Annotated in this window: 13 protein-coding genes; 3 read left to right on the top strand and 10 right to left on the bottom strand. The window is 67.6% G+C overall.

The features are described from left to right. Position 1 precedes the first annotated feature (1 nt). Complete coding sequence (locus tag CAL19_RS03245; protein WP_094796014.1) at positions 2 to 214, top strand: hypothetical protein; 213 nt, start codon at positions 2 to 4, stop codon at positions 212 to 214. Between the two features lie 36 nt (positions 215 to 250). Here CAL19_RS03245 and purU read toward each other — a convergent pair whose 3' ends face one another. The 6 genes from purU to CAL19_RS03275 all read right to left on the bottom strand — a co-directional run bounded on the left by purU (position 251) and on the right by CAL19_RS03275 (position 5,368). Next, the gene (purU, locus tag CAL19_RS03250) at positions 251 to 1,105 is read right to left on the bottom strand and encodes a formyltetrahydrofolate deformylase (protein ID WP_026640908.1); all 855 of its coding nucleotides are present in this window, start codon (positions 1,103 to 1,105) and stop codon (positions 251 to 253) included. A gap of 34 nt (positions 1,106 to 1,139) precedes the next feature. Beyond that, positions 1,140 to 2,249 carry an NAD(P)/FAD-dependent oxidoreductase gene (locus tag CAL19_RS03255; RefSeq protein ID WP_094796015.1) on the bottom strand — a complete coding sequence of 370 codons (1,110 nt, stop codon included), beginning with the start codon at positions 2,247 to 2,249 and terminating at the stop codon, positions 1,140 to 1,142. Positions 2,250 to 2,262: 13 nt separating this feature from the next. Next, positions 2,263 to 2,775 carry a flavin reductase family protein gene (locus CAL19_RS03260; protein ID WP_026640906.1) on the bottom strand — a complete coding sequence of 171 codons (513 nt, stop codon included), beginning with the start codon at positions 2,773 to 2,775 and terminating at the stop codon, positions 2,263 to 2,265. Between the two features lie 21 nt (positions 2,776 to 2,796). Beyond that, positions 2,797 to 3,429, bottom strand: a complete 633-nt coding sequence (pdxH, locus tag CAL19_RS03265) for a pyridoxamine 5'-phosphate oxidase (protein WP_026640905.1) — start codon at positions 3,427 to 3,429, stop codon at positions 2,797 to 2,799. 86 nt (positions 3,430 to 3,515) lie between these two features. Continuing rightward, a complete protein-coding gene (locus tag CAL19_RS03270; protein ID WP_026640904.1) occupies positions 3,516 to 4,157 on the bottom strand; it encodes a gamma-glutamylcyclotransferase in 642 nt (213 codons plus the stop codon). After that, positions 4,154 to 5,368 (bottom strand): MFS transporter, encoded by a 1,215-nt coding sequence (locus tag CAL19_RS03275; RefSeq protein ID WP_432759160.1) that lies wholly within the window; start codon positions 5,366 to 5,368, stop codon positions 4,154 to 4,156. Before CAL19_RS03275 ends, CAL19_RS03270 begins: the two co-directional genes overlap by 4 nt. Positions 5,369 to 5,624: 256 nt before the next feature. Here CAL19_RS03275 and CAL19_RS03280 point away from each other — a divergent pair, with 256 nt between their 5' ends. Then, positions 5,625 to 6,503 (top strand): tRNA threonylcarbamoyladenosine dehydratase, encoded by an 879-nt coding sequence (locus CAL19_RS03280; protein ID WP_094796387.1) that lies wholly within the window; start codon positions 5,625 to 5,627, stop codon positions 6,501 to 6,503. 52 nt (positions 6,504 to 6,555) lie between these two features. Here CAL19_RS03280 and CAL19_RS03285 read toward each other — a convergent pair whose 3' ends face one another. Next, entirely contained in the window at positions 6,556 to 8,181 is a 1,626-nt protein-coding gene (locus CAL19_RS03285; protein WP_094796017.1) for an AMP-binding protein, read from the bottom strand. A 155-nt stretch (positions 8,182 to 8,336) separates the two neighbouring features. Here CAL19_RS03285 and CAL19_RS03290 point away from each other — a divergent pair, with 155 nt between their 5' ends. Next, the gene (locus tag CAL19_RS03290; RefSeq protein ID WP_094796018.1) at positions 8,337 to 9,056 is read left to right on the top strand and encodes an SDR family oxidoreductase; all 720 of its coding nucleotides are present in this window, start codon (positions 8,337 to 8,339) and stop codon (positions 9,054 to 9,056) included. A 292-nt stretch (positions 9,057 to 9,348) separates the two neighbouring features. Here the strand turns inward: CAL19_RS03290 and CAL19_RS03295 are convergent, their stop codons facing one another. The 3 genes from CAL19_RS03295 to uvrA form a co-directional block, all read right to left on the bottom strand. After that, complete coding sequence (locus CAL19_RS03295; RefSeq protein ID WP_026640900.1) at positions 9,349 to 9,981, bottom strand: aminotransferase class IV family protein; 633 nt, start codon at positions 9,979 to 9,981, stop codon at positions 9,349 to 9,351. A gap of 28 nt (positions 9,982 to 10,009) precedes the next feature. Then, the gene (locus CAL19_RS03300) at positions 10,010 to 11,161 is read right to left on the bottom strand and encodes an aminodeoxychorismate synthase component I (protein WP_094796019.1); all 1,152 of its coding nucleotides are present in this window, start codon (positions 11,159 to 11,161) and stop codon (positions 10,010 to 10,012) included. Between the two features lie 67 nt (positions 11,162 to 11,228). Further along, entirely contained in the window at positions 11,229 to 17,015 is a 5,787-nt protein-coding gene (gene uvrA, locus CAL19_RS03305; RefSeq protein WP_094796020.1) for an excinuclease ABC subunit UvrA, read from the bottom strand. Positions 17,016 to 17,067 lie beyond the last annotated feature (52 nt).

Raw genomic sequence — 17,067 nt, forward strand, 5'->3', positions numbered from 1 at the left:
GATGAACCAAGACCCGCAAACCGGCGCATCCGAGCCCGCGCCGCTGAACCCCGCCCTGAAGCGCCGCACCGACACCACGTTCGAGACCGAGCGCGTCACTCCGGCGCCCATCGACACCGCTTCGTCGCGCGAAGGCGAGGGCGAGGGCTGGCCCTGGATCTGGCTGCTGGTTACGGCCGCCTGCGTGGCGGTGACGATATATCTGCTGGTATGAGCGGCGCGGCGCGGCACGCCCTGTCATGCCGCGGGCCTAGCGGAACACCACCGTCTTGTTGCGGTTCAGCAGAATGCGGTGCTCGACATGGCTGCGCACGGCGCGCGCCAGCACCAGCGACTCTACGTCGCTGCCGACTTGCGTCAGGTCTTGCGCCGTCATCGTGTGATCCACACGCTCGATGTCCTGCTCGATGATGGGGCCTTCGTCCAGGTCGGACGTCACGTAGTGCGCCGTGGCGCCGATGATCTTCACGCCCCGCGCATGCGCCTGATGATAGGGACGCGCGCCCTTGAAGCTGGGCAGGAAGCTGTGGTGGATGTTGATGGCGCGGCCGGCCAGGGCCAGGCACATTTCCGGCGACAGGATCTGCATGTAGCGCGCCAGCACCACCAGGTCGATCTGCTGGCTTTCCACCAGTTCCAGCACTTGTTTTTCCTGTTCGGCCTTGGTGTCGGGCGTAACTGGCAGGTAATGGAAAGGGATCCCGTACGACGCCGCCAGCCCCGCGTAGTCGTTGTGGTTGGAGACGATGGCGGCGATCTCGGCGCGCAGCTGGCCGCTCTGCACGCGGAACAGCAGGTCGTTCAGGCAATGGCCTTGCTTGCTGACCATGATCAGCAGGCGCGCCTTGCGCCGCGCGTCGTGAATCTGCCAGTCCATGCCGTGGGCGCCGGCAAGCTCGGCGAATTGCGCGCGCAAGTCGCTTTCGGCGGCCGAGCCGGGCAGGTTGAAGTGCACGCGCAGGAAGAACCGGCCGGTTTCGTCGTCGCCGAACTGCTGCGAATCGAGAATGTTGCAGCCCAGCTCGAAGAGCAGGCCGCTCACGCGGTACACGATACCGGTACGGTCGGGGCAGGATAGGGTCAGGATGTAGTCGTTTTGCTGCATGATGGGCAAAATAGTGGGCCGCCGGCCAGGCGCGTCAGGACGCCAGGCGCGCCAGGGTGGTTTCGGCAATGGCCAGGCTGGCCGTCAGCCCGGGCGATTCGATTCCGAACAGGTTCACCAGGCCCGGCACGCCATGCGCGGCGGGGCCCGCAATGACGAAGTCGGCGGCAGGTTCGCCCGGACCGGAGATCTTGGGGCGGATGCCCGTGTAGCCGGGCGCCAGCGCGCCGTCGGGCAGGCCGGGCCAGTATGTACGCACGGCATCATAAAACACCTCGGCCCGCGTCGGGTCCAGCGTGTAGTCTTCGGTCCGGACCCATTCGGTGTCGGGCCCGAACTTGGCCTGTCCGCCCATGTCCAGCGTCAGGTGCACGCCCAGGCCGGCGTGTTGCGGCACGGGATAGATCAGGTGCGAGAACGGCGCCCGGCCGGCCAGCGTGAAGTAGCTGCCCTTGCACAGGTATTCGCCGGGAATGCTGTCGCCAGGCAGGCCTTCGATGCTGCGCGCCAGTGTCGGCGCATGGATGCCGGATGCGTTGATCAACACATTGCACGACAGGTTCATGGCTTCGTCGCCGCCGAAGCGCACGTCAAAGCCGCCCTGGGGGCGCACCCGGGCCGCGAGCATGGGCGTGTGAAATACGCATTGCGCGCCGGCGTTTTCGGCGTCGCCCTGGTAGGCCAGCATCAGCGCATGGCTGTCGACGATGCCCGTCGAAGGCGACAGCAGCGCGGCGGTGCATTGCAGGGCCGGCTCCAGCTCGCGGGCCTGTTCGCCTGTCAGGCGACGCAGGTCATCGACGCCATTGGCACGGGCGCGCGCCGCGATGTCGTCGAGCATCAGCGCTTCGTCCGGGCTGGCGGCCACGATCAGCTTGCCCAGCCGCCGGTGCGCAATGCCGCGGGCCGCGCAGTAGTCGTACAGCAAGTGCTTGCCGCGCACGCAAAGCTCTGCCTTGAGGCTGCCGGCCGGGTAGTAGATGCCGGCGTGTATGACTTCGGAATTGCGCGAACTGGTGCCGGTGCCTATGGCTTCGGTGGCTTCGGCCACCAGGACTTCGCGGCCGGACAGGGCCAGGGCGCGCGCCACGGCCAGGCCGACGACGCCGGCCCCGACGACGATGCAGTCGATGTCAGTGCTCATGTTTCAGGGGTGTTCATTCGGTTGGCTTGTGGGCGGGCGTCAGGTCGAAGCCGCCGGCGTGGAACACCAGCGGGGCCGCGGCGCTGTGGCCGCAACGCTCTACCTGGCCCACCATGATGACGTGGTCGCCTTCGACATAGCGGCTGCGATTGCGGCATTCGAACCACGCGGCGCACGGGGCGTCCAGCATGGGCGTGCCGCCGGGCGCGTAGGCGCGCGGCAGGCCGTCGAAGCGTTCGCGGGTGTGCCCCAGCGCAAAGCGCCGCGCCAGCCCTGCCTGGCCCGCCGACAGCACATTGACCACGTAACGCTCGCAATGTTCGAAGATCTCGAGCGAGGCCGACTTGAGCGACAGGCTCCACAACACCAGCGGAGGCTCGAGCGATACCGAATTGAACGAGCTGACGGTCAGGCCGACAGGAGCGCCGTCAGGCGCGGCCGTGGTCACCACCGTGACACCGGTGGCGAAACGTCCGAGCGCGGTACGGAAATAACGCGAGTCGAATTCAGGCGGGAAGTCGGACATGCAGGCGGCGGCGATCGCGCGTCAGGGTGACAGGCGGTCGATGATCCAGCCGCCGTCGTCGCCGCGCCGGTAACGCAGGCGATCATGCAGTCGCGACGGGCGCCCCTGCCAGAATTCGAATACGGTGGGCGCCAGGCGGTAACCGCCCCAGTACGGCGGCCGCGGCGGCTGGTCGCCGTAGCGATCGCGCGCGGCCTGCTCGCGGGCTTCGAGTTCGGTGCGGGTGATGGGCTGGCTTTGTTGCGACGCCCATGCGCCCAGGCGCGAGCCGAGCGGCCGGCTTTGATAATAGGCGTCGGATTCTTCGGGCGCCACGCGCTCGACGCGGCCTTCGATGCGTACCTGCCGTTCCAGCGGCTGCCAGAAAAACAGCAGCGCGGCGCGCGGATTGGCCAGCAGGTCGGCGCCCTTGCGCGATTCGTAGTTGGTAAAGAAGGCAAAGCCGCGCTCGTCGTAGCCCTTGACCAGCACGATGCGCGCCGACGGCTGGCCGGCGGCGTCCACCGTGGCCAGCGTCATGGCGTTGGGCTCGGGCACCTTGGCGTCCAGCGCTTCGGCGAACCACAGGTTGAATTGCTCGAACGGCGAGGGCGCGGCCGCCTCTTCGAGCAGAACGCTTCTTGCGTAGTCTTGGCGCAAATCGGAAACAGACATGAGAGCGCAGATTGTGTAAGCGAAGGGAATCTGACAGTTTACCGCCATCGCCCGCGGGCCCGCGCGCCGGCGCGGCGGCTGTGCATTCAGCTTTCGGGCAGTGTGTCCGGGTCGGCTTCGAGCAGGCTGGCAATGCGCTCGAGGCGGGCGTCGCGGATGCCGGCCGCGCGCAGCGCCTGCGCGGTCTGCACAACGTATTCGGTACAGCGTCCGTAGCGACCCGAGGCGCGCCGCACAATGGCCAGCAGTTCGGGCTCGGGCAGGGCGCGGATATAGGCCGGGTTGTCGCGATTCATCACGAATACCAGGGCGCGCACCGGCCCGTGAGTGGTGTCGCAATTGATCCAGCGCGGCAGATATGCGCCCGTGGACATTTCGCGGTCCCATAGCGACGGGAAGTAATCGGGCACCGATCGGCCCGCCAGACGGTACGCCACGCCGCGGCACGAGCCGCCCCGGTCCAGGCCGAACACCAGGCCGGGGCATTCCGGCGTGCCGCGGTTGACGCGCGACCACAGGCACAGCGCGCGGTGGTGGCCGCGCAGGGTGGCCAGGCGACGCTCTTCGAAGGCGAAATCCGGCCGCCAGACCAGCGAGCCGTAGCCGTACACCCATACGTCTTCGCCTTCGCGCCAATGCCTGAGCGCGTCGTCAAGCGATGCGCGCCGTTCTTCGGGCGTCCAGAGCCGGAAGGGCAAGGCGGATGGGGCGGGATACTGCGGGTTCACGGCGGGGCGGCCTCGGCGTCTTGGGGAGGATGGCGATTGGCCCAGCCGCCGGCGCTGAGCGCCAGGGCATAGGCCCAGAACAACGGCGCGATGCCAATGACCGCGCCCAGCGCGCCAAAGGCCAGCGGCAGCGAAACCTGCGAGGCGTTGATGAACGCCATGCGCAGGCCCACCGCTTCGGCGGCGCGGCCGGGCGGCGTGTATTGGTGCAGCAGCGACAACATACTCGGCTGGCTGCTGCCCAGCGCCAGCCCCAGTATAAAAGATAGCGTTACCAGGATGGCTACATCGGCGAAAAGCGGGTAAATGCAGAAATTTACCGCCGTCACCGCCATGCCCCCGCGCACCAGCGACCAGGCCCGCACGCGGTGCTGGATAAAGGGCAGAAGCAGGCGGATAACGAAAGTTCCCACCGCAAACGATGCCAGAATGGCGCCGATAGTGGTGGCCGACAGGCCGACGGCCACGCCGTACAGCGGCACCACAAACAAATGGGTATCCCAGGCGCCGGAAAATATGGTGTTGACCACCATGATGCGCCGCAGGGGCGGCACCTTGAGCAACTCAATGACCGGCCGGCGCTGCACCGGGCGCGCAGGAGGCGCCATGGTCTGGTCCATGGCGCGCAGGGCGGGCAAGAGCCGCCGCACGCCGGCCAGGGCAATCAGCGGAGCCAGGGCAAGCAAGCCGAACGCCGGGCGCGAGCCCAGGTGGTCGATGGCCAGGCCGGCCAGCAAGGGGCCGCTGAAGCCGGAGCAGGCCAGCGCCAGCGACAACCATGAGAAATTGCGCAGCCGACGCTGCGGTTCGGCATGACCCAGCAGATCCTGGGTGGCTACCTGGTGCAGCATGAAGCCCACGCCAATGCCGCATGCCGCCAGCATCAACGCCCATTGCGTATGAAATGCAAACGGCAGCGCGGTGCCTGTCACCACCAGGGCATTGCCGAGCACCACGGGCCGGCGCACGCCCACCTGGTCGATCCACTGGCCGGCGCGCACCGACATCAGCATCGGAATGAAGGCAAACACCGCGACCAGCGCGCCCACCATGAAGGTCGACAGGCCCAATTGCAGCGCAGTAAGGGACACCGTGATCCGCCCGCCGGTCAGCGCGATGTGGTTCAGCATCGCGACCACGCACAACATGCCCGCGGCGGGGAATTCCGTCGCGGAAGAGGGGGGCGAGGGGGAAGACGAGGTAGCGGACACGGCGTTAACTACAGCCATTCTGTGCCTAACTTGCAGCAGTGTCGAGCCGCCCGTCTTTGCGGCGCGCAGCTGTCCTGGCCGGGTCCGGATTGCCGATTGGAGGCGATTTATACGCAAGTGCGCGAACTTGCGGGCCAGAATGCGTATGTTGCGCGAAAGATCAGGCATAAAACATGTTGCATCAATAATTGACATGTCGCCTTTCCGCAACGAGGCCGGCGCCAGCTTGCGCCGCGCGCGTGGGAAAATACCGGGCATGACTGCCCACGCGCCGCCCGCTACCTCGTTTACCGCCTCCGACTCTGCATGCGAGGTCGACGCCGATCGCCGCTTTGGGGGGCTGGCCCGGCTTTATGGCCCGGACGCCCCGGCGCGCCTGCGCGACGCGCATGTGGCGGTGGCAGGGCTGGGTGGCGTGGGTTCCTGGGCCGCCGAGGCTTTGGCACGGTGCGGCGTGGGCGCCCTGACGCTGGTCGACCTGGACCATATCGCCGAATCGAACGTCAACCGGCAGGTACACGCGCTGACGTCCACCCTCGGGCAGTCCAAAGTCGAAGCCATGGCGCAGCGCATCCATGCCATCAACCCCGATTGTGTGCTGACCTGTGTCGACGATTTCGTCGAGCCGGCCAATATCGAGCAGGTGCTGCCGGGCTATTACACCGCGCTTGCCGATTGCACCGACCAGGCGGCTGCCAAGATCGCCATGGTGCTGCATGCCCGCCGCCGCGGCGTACCGCTGTTGCTGTGCGGGGGCGCGGGCGGCAAGACCGATCCGCTGGCGTTGCGCGCGGGAGATTTATCGCAGGCGGTAAACGACGCGTTGCTGGCCAAGCTGCGCAATATGCTACGCCGCCAGCATGGGTTCCCGAAAGCCAGCGACGCGCGCGGCAAACCGCTGAAGCGGGTGCCCCGCATGGGTGTGCGCGCGCTGTGGTTCGACCAGCCCGCCATTCTGCCCGCCGCGTGGGCGCGCCCGGACGAGGCGGGCGATGACCTGGGTCCGGTGGCGCAGCCGGCCGCGCCGCAGGGGCTGTCTTGCGCCGGGTATGGGTCGGTGGTCATGGTGACGGCGGCCATGGGCCTGGCCGTGGCCAACGAGGCCGTGCGGCTGGCGCTGGCCCGGCCCGCCTGATCGGCGCGAGCGCCCGACCGGGGCGCGCGCCGAGGCCGGGCAGGGGGCACGGTCAGCCGGCAGGGTCCGCCTCGGCAAGCAACCGTGATGCCATCTCGCGCAGTTTGTTTTTCTGTATCTTGGCCGAGTTGGCGCTTTCCACTACCGGAAACGCGGGCAGCACATGAAAGCCGGCCGGCACCTTGAAGCCCGCCAGCGCGCGGCGGCAGGCGGCCTGCCAGGCGGGCACATCGGCTTGCGCGCCGTCGCGCAACAATACGAATGCGTACGGCACAGTCTTGCCGTGTTGCGTCACGCCCACCACCTGGCAGGCTTGCACGCCGGCCTGGCCCTCGACGACCTGTTCGATTTCCGCCGGGTTCACCAGGAAGCCCGCCAGCCGCAGCGAATCGCCCAGGCGGGCCTGGAACACAAACTGCCGCGGGCTCAGCGTGTATCCCAGGTCGCCCGTCTTGAAGTAGCCGTCGTCGGTCAGTGCCGCCGCCGTGGCCTGGGGGTCGTCCAGATAGCCGCGCATGAGGCCGGGCGAGCGGATCTGTAGTTCGCCAGACACGCCATGGGGCAGCGGCTCGCTGCTGCCCGGGTGGCAGGCGCGCACGCGCGCGTCGGAATAGGCCAGCGTGCCGCCGGGCAGATGGCGTACGGACATATCGCCCTGCGACGCGTCCAGGGGCTGCGCGGCTGCCAGCGCGTTGAGTTCACTGGACCCGTACAGGCCTGTGATCGGCACGCCGTATTCTTCGGCCAGCTGCAGCAGGTTGGCGGCCTGCGGCGCGAAACTGGCGAAACCTACCTGCCGCAGCGTGGCAAAGTCGCCCGGCCCGCCTGCGAGGAACAGCTGTACCAGCGCCTCGTTGTTGGCGTACACGTGGGTAATGCGATGCTCACGTATGGCGCGCACGGTGCGTGCGGTGTCGTATACCGGGTCGCACACCACGGGCACGCCCCGCGCCAGCGCCGCCACGAACATGGCGAAGCCGAATGCGCCGCAAAAGGGCGCTGCGGCCAGCACGCATGCGCTGTCGTCGTAGCCGTGGGCGAGGGCAACGGCGTCGCCATGGCGCAGCAATGTGCGCTGGTCATGCAGCACGAACTTGGGAAGAGAGGTCGTGCCCGATGTGGTGAAGCACAGCACGCCGGCGTCGTCATCGACGGCCGGCGGCGGGGCGGCCGCGGTATGCGCAAGCTCGTTCCAGCGCAGTGCCGGCCGTCCGCGCACGGCGTGCGGCAATATGGCGCCTTCGTCGAGCGCCACGACGCCTTGCAGCGCGTGCAGGGCCTCGGCAGGCACGTCATCGAGTATGGCATTGAAGTCAATGCCCTTGAATCCGGGCCAGTACACCAGCCACTGCGCACGGCCGCGCCCCAGAATGTCGCCCACCTCGGTTGCGCGAAACCGTGTGTTCACGGCCAGCACCAGCGCACCCAGCCGCGCGCACGCCAGGAATGCCACCACCCATTCGGCGCAATTGGGCAGCCACAAGGCGACGCGGCTGCCGGGCCGCACGCCTGCCAGCGCCAGGCCTGCGGCCATCCGATCCACGGCGGCCGACAGCGCGGCGAAGCGCAGCGGGCGGTCCCGGTCGTACAACGCCACAGCGTCGGGGCTGCGCCGCGCCAGCCCGGCCAGGCGAGCGGCAAACCCGTGCGCGGGGGCAGGTATTGTGGATGCGGACATTGTTGTGGTTATATGGCCAAAGTACGTATTCAGGTACTGTATGAAAAACCTATGGCCAAGACAACGGCAACGCCAAGCGTCCACTCGCTGCCCATGACCCGCGCAGGCGCGGGCACATGGCGCGGCTCGATCAGGCAGGGGAGCATCGTTACCCGATGAGCGACGCAACTGTACTGATAACCGGCGCCAGCCGCGGCATCGGCCGGGCAATCGCCGCGCGCATGCTCGAAGACGGCTACCAGGTGGTGAATTTCAGCCGGGGCGCGCCAGCCGAGCTGCTGCCGGGCGAAACCTTCGTCTCGGTGGATCTATCCGATTCCGCGCAGACCAGCCGGGCCGTGGCCGACCTGGCCGCCGAACGGCAGGTGCTGCACTTGGTGAACAACGCCGGCATGATCCAGGTGGCCGACATCGAACAAGTGTCCGAACAGGCCATGCGCGATACGCTGGCGGTCAACCTGATGGCGCCCTTGCTGTTGCTGCAGGGCTTGCTGCCGGCCATGCGCAGCAAGGGATACGGACGCGTGGTCAATGTGGGCAGCCGGGCCGCGCTGGGCAAGCCCGGCCGCACGGCCTATGGGGCGAGCAAGGCGGGCCTGGTCGGCATGACTCGCACCTGGGCGCTGGAACTGGCGGCCTCGAGCATTACGGTCAATGCCGTAGCGCCGGGGCCGGTGGCCACCGAATTATTCAACCAGTCCAACCCCCCGGATCATCCGCGCACGCGCGAACTGGCGGCGTCGATACCGGCCGGCCGCATCGGCCACCCCGCCGACGTCGCCCATGCCGTGGCCATGCTGCTCGACGCACGCGCCGGTTTCATCACCGGCCAGACGCTTTACGTATGCGGCGGCCTGACGGTCGGCGCCGCGTAGCCTGACGCAGGGTCAGGGATACATCGCGGGCGCATCGGGTATCAGACACCCACCGCGCATTACCGCATCTGGTGTCTGACTCCCGAAGGGTGTCAGACACCTGTGGCGGCGACGGGGCCGACGCATCCCTACCGCTACGCGCCCGCTCGCTATCGCATCTGGGTCAGACACCCTCCGGGAGTCAGACACCTGTGGCGGCGACGGGGCCGACGCATCCCTACCGTTACGTGCCCGCTCGTTATCGCATCAGGTGTCTGACTCCCGAAGGGTGTCAGACACCCACCGCGAAGCGTCAGGCGCTGTGCAGGCTGACGTCGAACCAGCCGCGCAGGGCGTTGGACAGGCGCATGCCCTGCGCGGCGTGCAGGTCTTCCAGCGTGAGCACGCGTTCGCGCACGTCTGCGGTTTCCAGCAAACGGGCGCGCTGTACGCCGGGCAGGCAGCCGCTGGAAACCGGCGGCGTGTACCAGGCGCCGTCCAGCAGCAGGTACACATTGGTGCGGCTGCCTTCGCAGAGTTCGCCGCGCTGGTTCAGGAACAACAGGTCGAATACGGCGGGATGCCGGGCCAGCCAGGCGGCGGCATCGGCGTACCACGGGCGGTGCGTCGTTTTGTAGCGCAGCAGCGGTTCGTCGGCGTCCAGCACCTGATCGGACAGCATGACAAGCTGACCGGCAGGCAGCACCGGCAACGGGGCGGTCTGGATGTGGCGATGGCCGTGGCGGTCCAGCAGCAGGCGCAGCCGGTGCGGGCCCGGCGTGGCCAGCGACACGGCGGCGATGCGCAGGTCGCGCTCGATGGCCTGCGCATCGTACGGATAGCCGAGAGCCTCGCAGCTGGCTCCCAGGCGCTGCAAGTGGCCTGCCAGCAAAGCGATCTCGCCATTGGCGTCGGCCAGCACGGTTTCAATAAGTTCGGGCGTCATGGGCGCGGTCGCGAAGATCAGTCCGGGGTCAGTGCTGCCGTTGCATGGCGTGCTGCAGGATGCGGGCCTTCCACAGGCATTCCTGCCATTCCTGTCCTGGGTCGGAGTCGTGCACGATGCCTCCGCCCACACTGTAGATCCCGTGGCCGCGTTTATCCAGCACCAGCGTACGTATCGCCACGTTCAACGAAAAATCGCCATCCGGCGCCAGCCACCCGATTGCGCCGCAATACAGCCCGCGCGGGGCGATTTCCAGTTGCCGGATGCGGCGCATGGCGGCGACCTTGGGCGCCCCGGTAACCGACCCGCACGGAAACAGGGCCTGCGCCACGTCCGCCAGCGTGGCGCGCGGCGCCAGGGCGGTCACCGTAGAGGTCATGGTCCATACGGTGGGGTAGCGTTCCAGCGAGAACAGCGACGGCACCTGCACGGACCCGGGCTCGGCCAGGCGGCCCAGGTCATTGCGCAACAGGTCCACGATCATCAGATTTTCTGCGCGATTCTTTGCGCTGGCCAGCAGCTCGTTGCCCAGACGCAGGTCTTCTGCCGGGTCGGGATGACGCGGCGCGGTGCCCTTCATGGGCCGCGTCGTCAGGCGCGCGCCGTCGCGCCGCACGAAGAGTTCGGGAGAAAATGACAGCACCGTGCGGTGCGCGTCTTCGATGTAGGCCGCATGCGCCACGGGCTGCGCGGTCGCAATGCGCTCGTACAGCAGGCGCGGGCTTCCCTGCACACGCACGTCCAGCGGCTGCGTGTAGTTCATCTGGTACAGCTCGCCGGCCTCGATCAGCGTGCGGATATGTTCGATGTGCCGCAGATAGTCAGCTTGCGCCAGGCGATGGCTCACCGATTCGATCCCGGCCGCGTGCATGGCGTCCGAGCCGCTCCATGGCCGCTCGATGCACATGCGGCGGAACACCAGCGCGGCCAGTCGCGGCGCGTCGGCCCGCCGGTCGGCGGGAATGGGGCCGTCGGGCGGAGCCAGGGTGGTTTCCGGGGCCAGCCACTCGCCCAATTCGTAATCCAGCAGCAGGGCCACCCAGTGCCCGGCGCGGCGCGCGGCCTCGATGGCTTCCCAGGCCTGCGGCAGCTGGCTGGCTTGGGCGGCCTCGATGCGCTGCACCGGGTCGTACAGGCCCAGCGCGCGTCCGGCCAGCCGGTCTTCAAAACGGCATTGCATGGATATCAGTCGTGGTGATGAAGAAGCTCTCGCCGCGCCGGCTTGCCCGGCGCAACGCGAGCTTACCTCAGCCTGCCTGCGCCAGCGGCCGGTCTTGCTGCGCCAGGAACTCCGCCAGCACCCGGCCCGTGTGCGAACTGTCGTGCAATGCCATGACCTGTTCCGGCGTGCCTTCGGCGACCAGCCGGCCGCCTCCGGTGCCGCCTTCGGGGCCCAGGTCCAGCAGCCAGTCGGCTTCGGCGATTACGTCGAGATTGTGTTCGATCACCACAACCGTATTGCCGGCCGCCACCAGCCGATGCAGGACGTGGATCAGTTTTTCTACGTCCGCCATCGACAGGCCCACCGTCGGTTCGTCCAGCACATACAGCGTATGCGGAATCCGCGATGCGCGCCCGGTGGTGATGACCCCCTCGGTCAGGCGCGCCTTGGACAGCTCGGTCACCAGCTTGATGCGCTGCGCCTCGCCGCCCGACAGCGTGGGCGATGGCTGACCCAGCGTCAGATAGCCCAACCCCACGTCGTGCATGAGCTGCAGCGGGCGATGGATCTTGGGATGCGCCGTGAAATAGGCCAGCGCGTCGTCGACTTCCATGCTCAGCAATTCGCCGGCATTCTTGCCGCGCAACTGCACCGACAACGTGTCGCCATTGAAGCGGGCCCCATTGCAGGCGTCGCACGGCACTTTGACGTCGGGCAGGAAGTTCATCTCGATGGTGCGCATGCCCTGGCCTTCGCAGACCGGGCAGCGGCCATCGCCGGTATTGAACGAAAAGCGCGCCGCGCTCCAGCCGCGCATGCGGGCTTCGCGGGTGTCGGCGAATTGGCGGCGCACGTCGTCCCAGAATCCGATGTACGTGGCCGGGCACGAACGCGGCGTCTTGCCGATGGGCGTCTGGTCCACTTCCAGCACCCGGTCGATGGCTTCCCAGCCGGTGATCTGTTCGCAGCCATGCCAGCGCGGCGCCTTGCCTTGCGATACGGCCTGCAGCAGGTTGTCGAGCAATACTTCGCGCGCCAGGGTGGACTTGCCCGAACCCGAGACGCCCGTGACCACGCTCAGTCGACCCACCGGAATGCGCGCGTCGACCTGGCGCAGGTTGTGCAACTGCGCGCCGCGGATCTGGATCATCGGCGTGTCGTCCGTGACAGCGCGGCGGCCATGCAGCGGGTGCGCCAGCGGCTTGGCCAGGTAGCGGCCGGTGACCGAGTCCGGCGACGCCACCAGGTCTTGCACGGTGCCTTGCGCGACGACGCGGCCGCCGCGCACGCCGGCGCCCGGGCCGATATCGATAATGTGGGAAGCACGGCGGATGGTGTCGTCATCGTGTTCCACCACCACCAGCGTATTGCCGTTGCCTTCCAGGCGGGCCAGCGCGTCCAGCAGGATGCGGTTGTCGCGCGGGTGCAGGCCGATGGTGGGCTCGTCCAGCACATAGCACACGCCCTGCAGGTTCGAGCCCAGCTGCGCGGCCAGGCGGATGCGCTGGGCTTCGCCGCCCGACAGGGTGGGCGCGGCGCGGTCCAGCGCCAGGTAGTCCAGGCCCACTTCTTTCATGAAGTTCAGGCGCCCCCGGATCTCGGCAAGAATGTCGCGAGCGATCTCGGCCTCGCGGCCGCGCGCCACCAGGCCCGTAAAGAAGGTGTGGGCGTCCGACACCGGCAGGGCGGCCAGCTCGGCAATAGACCGGTCGCGCCAGCGCACGGCAAGCGCCACGCGGTTCAGGCGTTGCCCGTGGCACACCGAGCACGCGACTGCCTCGCCTTCGTAGTTGGTGTTCCACGCGCTTTCTTCGCCGGTCTGTTCGGCGTCGAAGTCTTCCAGCTGCACGCCGGTGCCGTAGCATCCCGGGCACCAGCCATGCTTGGAGTTGTACGAAAACAGGCGCGGGTCGGGTTCGGGAAAGCTGGTTCCGCAAGAAGGGCAGGCACGCTTTACCGAGAAGTGCTGCTGCTGCAATTCGCTGTCCAGCGCTTCGTGCAGGCGGTTGACCGGCCATACGGTGCTCATGACGCCCTGTCCGTGCTCCAGCGCCGTCCTGACGGCCTGGCGCAGCCCGGCTTCGTTGTCGGGGTCCACTACCAGATCGGCCACCGGCAGTTCGATGGTGTGTTCTTTGTAGCGGTCCAGGCGCGGCCAGGGGCTTACCGGTATAAACGCCCCGTCTACCCGCAGATGGGTGTAGCCCTTGGCGCCCGCCCATTTGGCAAGGTCGGTGTAATAACCCTTGCGCGCGGTGACCAGGGGCGCCAGCAGGCCGATATGCTGGCCCTTGTGCTCGCGCAGCAGGCGCGCCACGATCTGGTCGGCGTTCTGCGGTTCCACCGGCACATTGCAATCGGGGCAGTGCTGCGTGCCCAGCTTCATATACAGCAGCCGCAGGAAATGGTGGATCTCGGTCATCGTGGCCACCGTCGACTTGCGCCCGCCGCGGCTGGTGCGCTGCTCGATGGCAACCGTGGGAGGAATGCCGAAAATCGCGTCCACGTCCGGCTTGCCGGCCGGCTGGACGATGGCGCGCGCGTAGGCGTTGAGCGATTCCAGGTAGCGCCGCTGCCCTTCGTTGAACAGGATGTCGAAGGCCAGGGTCGACTTGCCCGAGCCCGACACGCCGGTGATCACGGTGAACTTGTCGTGCGGGATCTCGACGCTGACGTTTTTCAGGTTGTGCTCGCGCGCGTTGCGGATCTCGATGGCCTGTGCCTGCCTGCGGCGGCGCATTACTGATTGCAGCGGCGTGCCGGCGGCGTCGGCATAGGCGGTCGCTGGCTCGGCCAGCACCGGCACCAGGCCGGCCTGCTGCGTGATCTGCGCATCGACATCGCTGTCGACGATCACGTCCCCCGGCAGCACGCTGACTTCGTAGTCGCGCAGGGCGGCGCCGGTGTGCGAGCGCGGGTTGTCCATCAGGTCTTGCGGCGTGCCCACGCCGATCAGCAGGCCTCCCGCATCGCCGCCTTCGGGGCCCAGGTCGATCAGCCAGTCGGCCGCCCGGATCACATCGAGGTTGTGCTCGATGACCAGCAAGGTATGGCCGGCCGCCAGCAGCTTGCGGAAGGCGCGCATCAGCCGCGCGACATCATCGAAATGCAGCCCGGTGGTGGGCTCGTCGAACAGGAACAGGCTGCCCTTCTTGGCCACGCGCGCGGCAGAAATGCCGCTGCGGGCGGCTTCGGCCAGGTGTCCGGCCAGTTTCAGGCGCTGGGCTTCGCCGCCCGACAGCGTGGGCACGGGCTGGCCCAGCCGCACATATTCCAGGCCCACGTCGGCCAGCGGCGCCAGGCCGGTCTGCACATCGCGCAGGCCCCTGAAAAAATCCAGGGCCTCGCTGACCGTCATGTCGAGCACCTGGTCTATCGATGCGTTCTTGCCCAGGTGTTCGACGCGCACCTCCAGCACTTCGGGCCGGAAGCGGCGGCCGTCGCAGTCCGGGCAGCGCAGGTACACGTCGGACAGAAACTGCATCTCGACATGTTCGAATCCGGTGCCGCCGCAGGTGGGGCAACGGCCGTCGCCGCTGTTGAAGCTGAACGTGCCCGCCGTATAGCCGCGCTCCTTGGCCAGCGGCGCCTGTGCGAACAGCTTGCGGATCGCGTCGAAGGCGCCCACATAGCTGGCAGGGTTGGACCGCGCCGTCTTGCCGATGGGCGTCTGGTCCACCATGACCACGTCGGCGATCTGTTCGGCGCCCAGCAGCCGATCGAAGGACCCCGGCGCTTCGGATGGCTTGCCCTGGTGCTTGAGCAGCGCCGGGTACAGCACGTCCTGCACCAGCGTCGATTTGCCGGACCCCGACACCCCCGTGACGCACACCAGGCGACCCAGGGGGATTTCCACCGACACGTTGCGCAGGTTGTGCGCGCTGACGCCTTCGAGCAGCAGCCGGGGCGTGCCGGGTTCCACGGGCATGGGGCGCGGCGCCTCGACGCGCTGGCGGCCGCCCAGATAGTTGCCGGTGAGCGTATTGCTGGCGCGCAATTGCGTCGGCGTGCCGTCGAACACGATCTGGCCGCCGCGCTCGCCCGGCCCAGGGCCGATGTCGATGATGCGGTCGGCGGCCACCATGACCTGCGGGTCATGTTCGACCACCACCAGCGTGTTGCCCGCGTTGCGCAGGCGGTGCATCACTTCCACCACCCGGTGCATGTCGCGAGGGTGCAGGCCGATGGACGGTTCGTCCAGTACGAACAGCGTGTTCACGAGCGACGTGCCCAGCGCGGTGGTCAGGTTGATACGCTGCACTTCGCCGCCCGACAGGGTGCGGCTCTGGCGGTCCAGCGTCAGGTATCCCAGCCCCACGTCGCACAGGAATTTCAGGCGCGCGCGCACTTCAGTCAGCAGCAGGTCGGTGGCCGCGTCCAGCGCTCCGCTGAACGACAATGTGTCGAAGAACGCGCGCACGCGTTCGATGGGCAGCAGCATGATGTCGTGGATCGACACGCCCGCAAGCGCATCCAGTTGCGCGCGGCTCCAGCTGGCCCCCACGGGCATGAAGCGGGGGTAGCGGTTGTCCTCGGCAGGCGTTGTGTCGGGCGCGTCGCCCAACCGCCACAACAGCGCATCGGGCTTGAGCCGCGCGCCGCGGCAAGTGGGGCAGGGCGTGTAGCTGCGGTACTTGGACAGCAGCACGCGCACATGCATCTTGTACGCGCGGCTTTCCAGCCAGGCGAAGAAGCGATTCACGCCATACCATTGAGTTTTCCAGGCCTGGTTGCCCCCCTTCCAGTCGGGATCGCCATGCAGCACCCAATGCCGTTGCTCGTCGGTCAGCGATTTCCAGGGCACCCCCATGGGCACGCCGGCGCGCGGCGCGTATTTGGCCATGTCGTCCTGGCATTCTTTGTACGACGGGGTCTGCCAGGGCTTGATCGCGCCTTCGCGCAGTGTCTTGTTTTCGTCTGGAATGACCAGGCCGTAGTCGATGCCGATCACGCGCCCGAAGCCGCGGCAGGTTTCGCATGCGCCCAGCGGCGAATTAAAGGAAAAGCTGCTGGGCAGGGGGTCGGTATATTCGATATCGCAATCGGCGCAGTGCAGCCGGTCGCTGTATTTCCACACATGGGCGTCGCCGCCGTCGTCATCCAGCGCGTGCACCGCCAGGTGCCCGCCGCCCATGCGCAAAGCGGTGTCCAGGGCTTCCATCACGCGTTCGGTTTCGCTGCCCGAATGGCGGAAACGGTCTTGCACGACATGCAGGATGCGGCGTTCGCTGTCCGCGGGCGACGGCCTGGCCGCCTTGGCGCGGGCCTTGCCCTTGCCTTTTCCGGCCGCTGCCGCGGGCTGGCGGACCGTGGCGGTCTCTTCGCGGTGCACGCGCGTATAGCCTTGCTGCTCCAGAAAGCTTCGCACTTCGTCTTCGGTGAAGTTGGCGGGCACGGCAATGGGAAACGTAATGACAAGGCGGGGATCGCCCGCCGCCGGCGCGCGTTGCGCGAGCGACGCCGCAATCGATTCCGGGGTGTCGCGCCGCACCAGCTTGCCGCAGCCGCGGCAATACAGCCTGGCCCCGCGCGCGAACAAGAGCTTCAGGTGATCGTTCAGTTCGGTCATGGTGCCGACCGTGCTGCGCGAACTGCGCACCGGATTGGTCTGGTCGATGGCGATGGCCGGCAGAATGCCTTCGATGCGATCGACCTGCGGCTTGTCCATGCGGTCCAGGAACTGGCGCGCATACGGCGAAAAGGTCTCGACATAGCGACGCTGGCCTTCGGCGTACAGCGTGTCGAAGGCCAGCGAGCTCTTGCCCGACCCTGACACGCCCGTGATGACCACCAGTTCGCCGGTGGCGAGAGTGAGGTCCAGGTTCTTGAGATTGTTCTGGCGTGCGCCAACGATGCGAATGTGCGGATTCATGACAGAGGGCGTTGCGTGGGGCGGGCAGATGGAGGTTCCCGAAGGCGACAGA

The sequence above is a fragment of the Bordetella genomosp. 7 genome, assembly GCF_002261265.1.
In the GTDB taxonomy this organism is placed as follows: domain Bacteria; phylum Pseudomonadota; class Gammaproteobacteria; order Burkholderiales; family Burkholderiaceae_B; genus Bordetella_A.

Bases quoted from the DNA above. Each gene is read 5' to 3' on its own strand.
- CAL19_RS03245 (WP_094796014.1), top strand. From the start codon at position 2: ATGAACCAAGACCCGCAAACCGGCGCATCCGAGCCCGCGCCGCTGAAC.
- purU (WP_026640908.1), bottom strand. From the start codon at position 1,105: ATGCAGCAAAACGACTACATCCTGACCCTATCCTGCCCCGACCGTACC.
- CAL19_RS03255 (WP_094796015.1), bottom strand. From the start codon at position 2,249: ATGAGCACTGACATCGACTGCATCGTCGTCGGGGCCGGCGTCGTCGGC.
- CAL19_RS03260 (WP_026640906.1), bottom strand. From the start codon at position 2,775: ATGTCCGACTTCCCGCCTGAATTCGACTCGCGTTATTTCCGTACCGCG.
- pdxH (WP_026640905.1), bottom strand. From the start codon at position 3,429: ATGTCTGTTTCCGATTTGCGCCAAGACTACGCAAGAAGCGTTCTGCTC.
- CAL19_RS03280 (WP_094796387.1), top strand. From the start codon at position 5,625: ATGACTGCCCACGCGCCGCCCGCTACCTCGTTTACCGCCTCCGACTCT.
- CAL19_RS03285 (WP_094796017.1), bottom strand. From the start codon at position 8,181: ATGTCCGCATCCACAATACCTGCCCCCGCGCACGGGTTTGCCGCTCGC.
- CAL19_RS03290 (WP_094796018.1), top strand. From the start codon at position 8,337: ATGAGCGACGCAACTGTACTGATAACCGGCGCCAGCCGCGGCATCGGC.
- CAL19_RS03295 (WP_026640900.1), bottom strand. From the start codon at position 9,981: ATGACGCCCGAACTTATTGAAACCGTGCTGGCCGACGCCAATGGCGAG.
- CAL19_RS03300 (WP_094796019.1), bottom strand. From the start codon at position 11,161: ATGCAATGCCGTTTTGAAGACCGGCTGGCCGGACGCGCGCTGGGCCTG.
- uvrA (WP_094796020.1), bottom strand. From the start codon at position 17,015: ATGAATCCGCACATTCGCATCGTTGGCGCACGCCAGAACAATCTCAAG.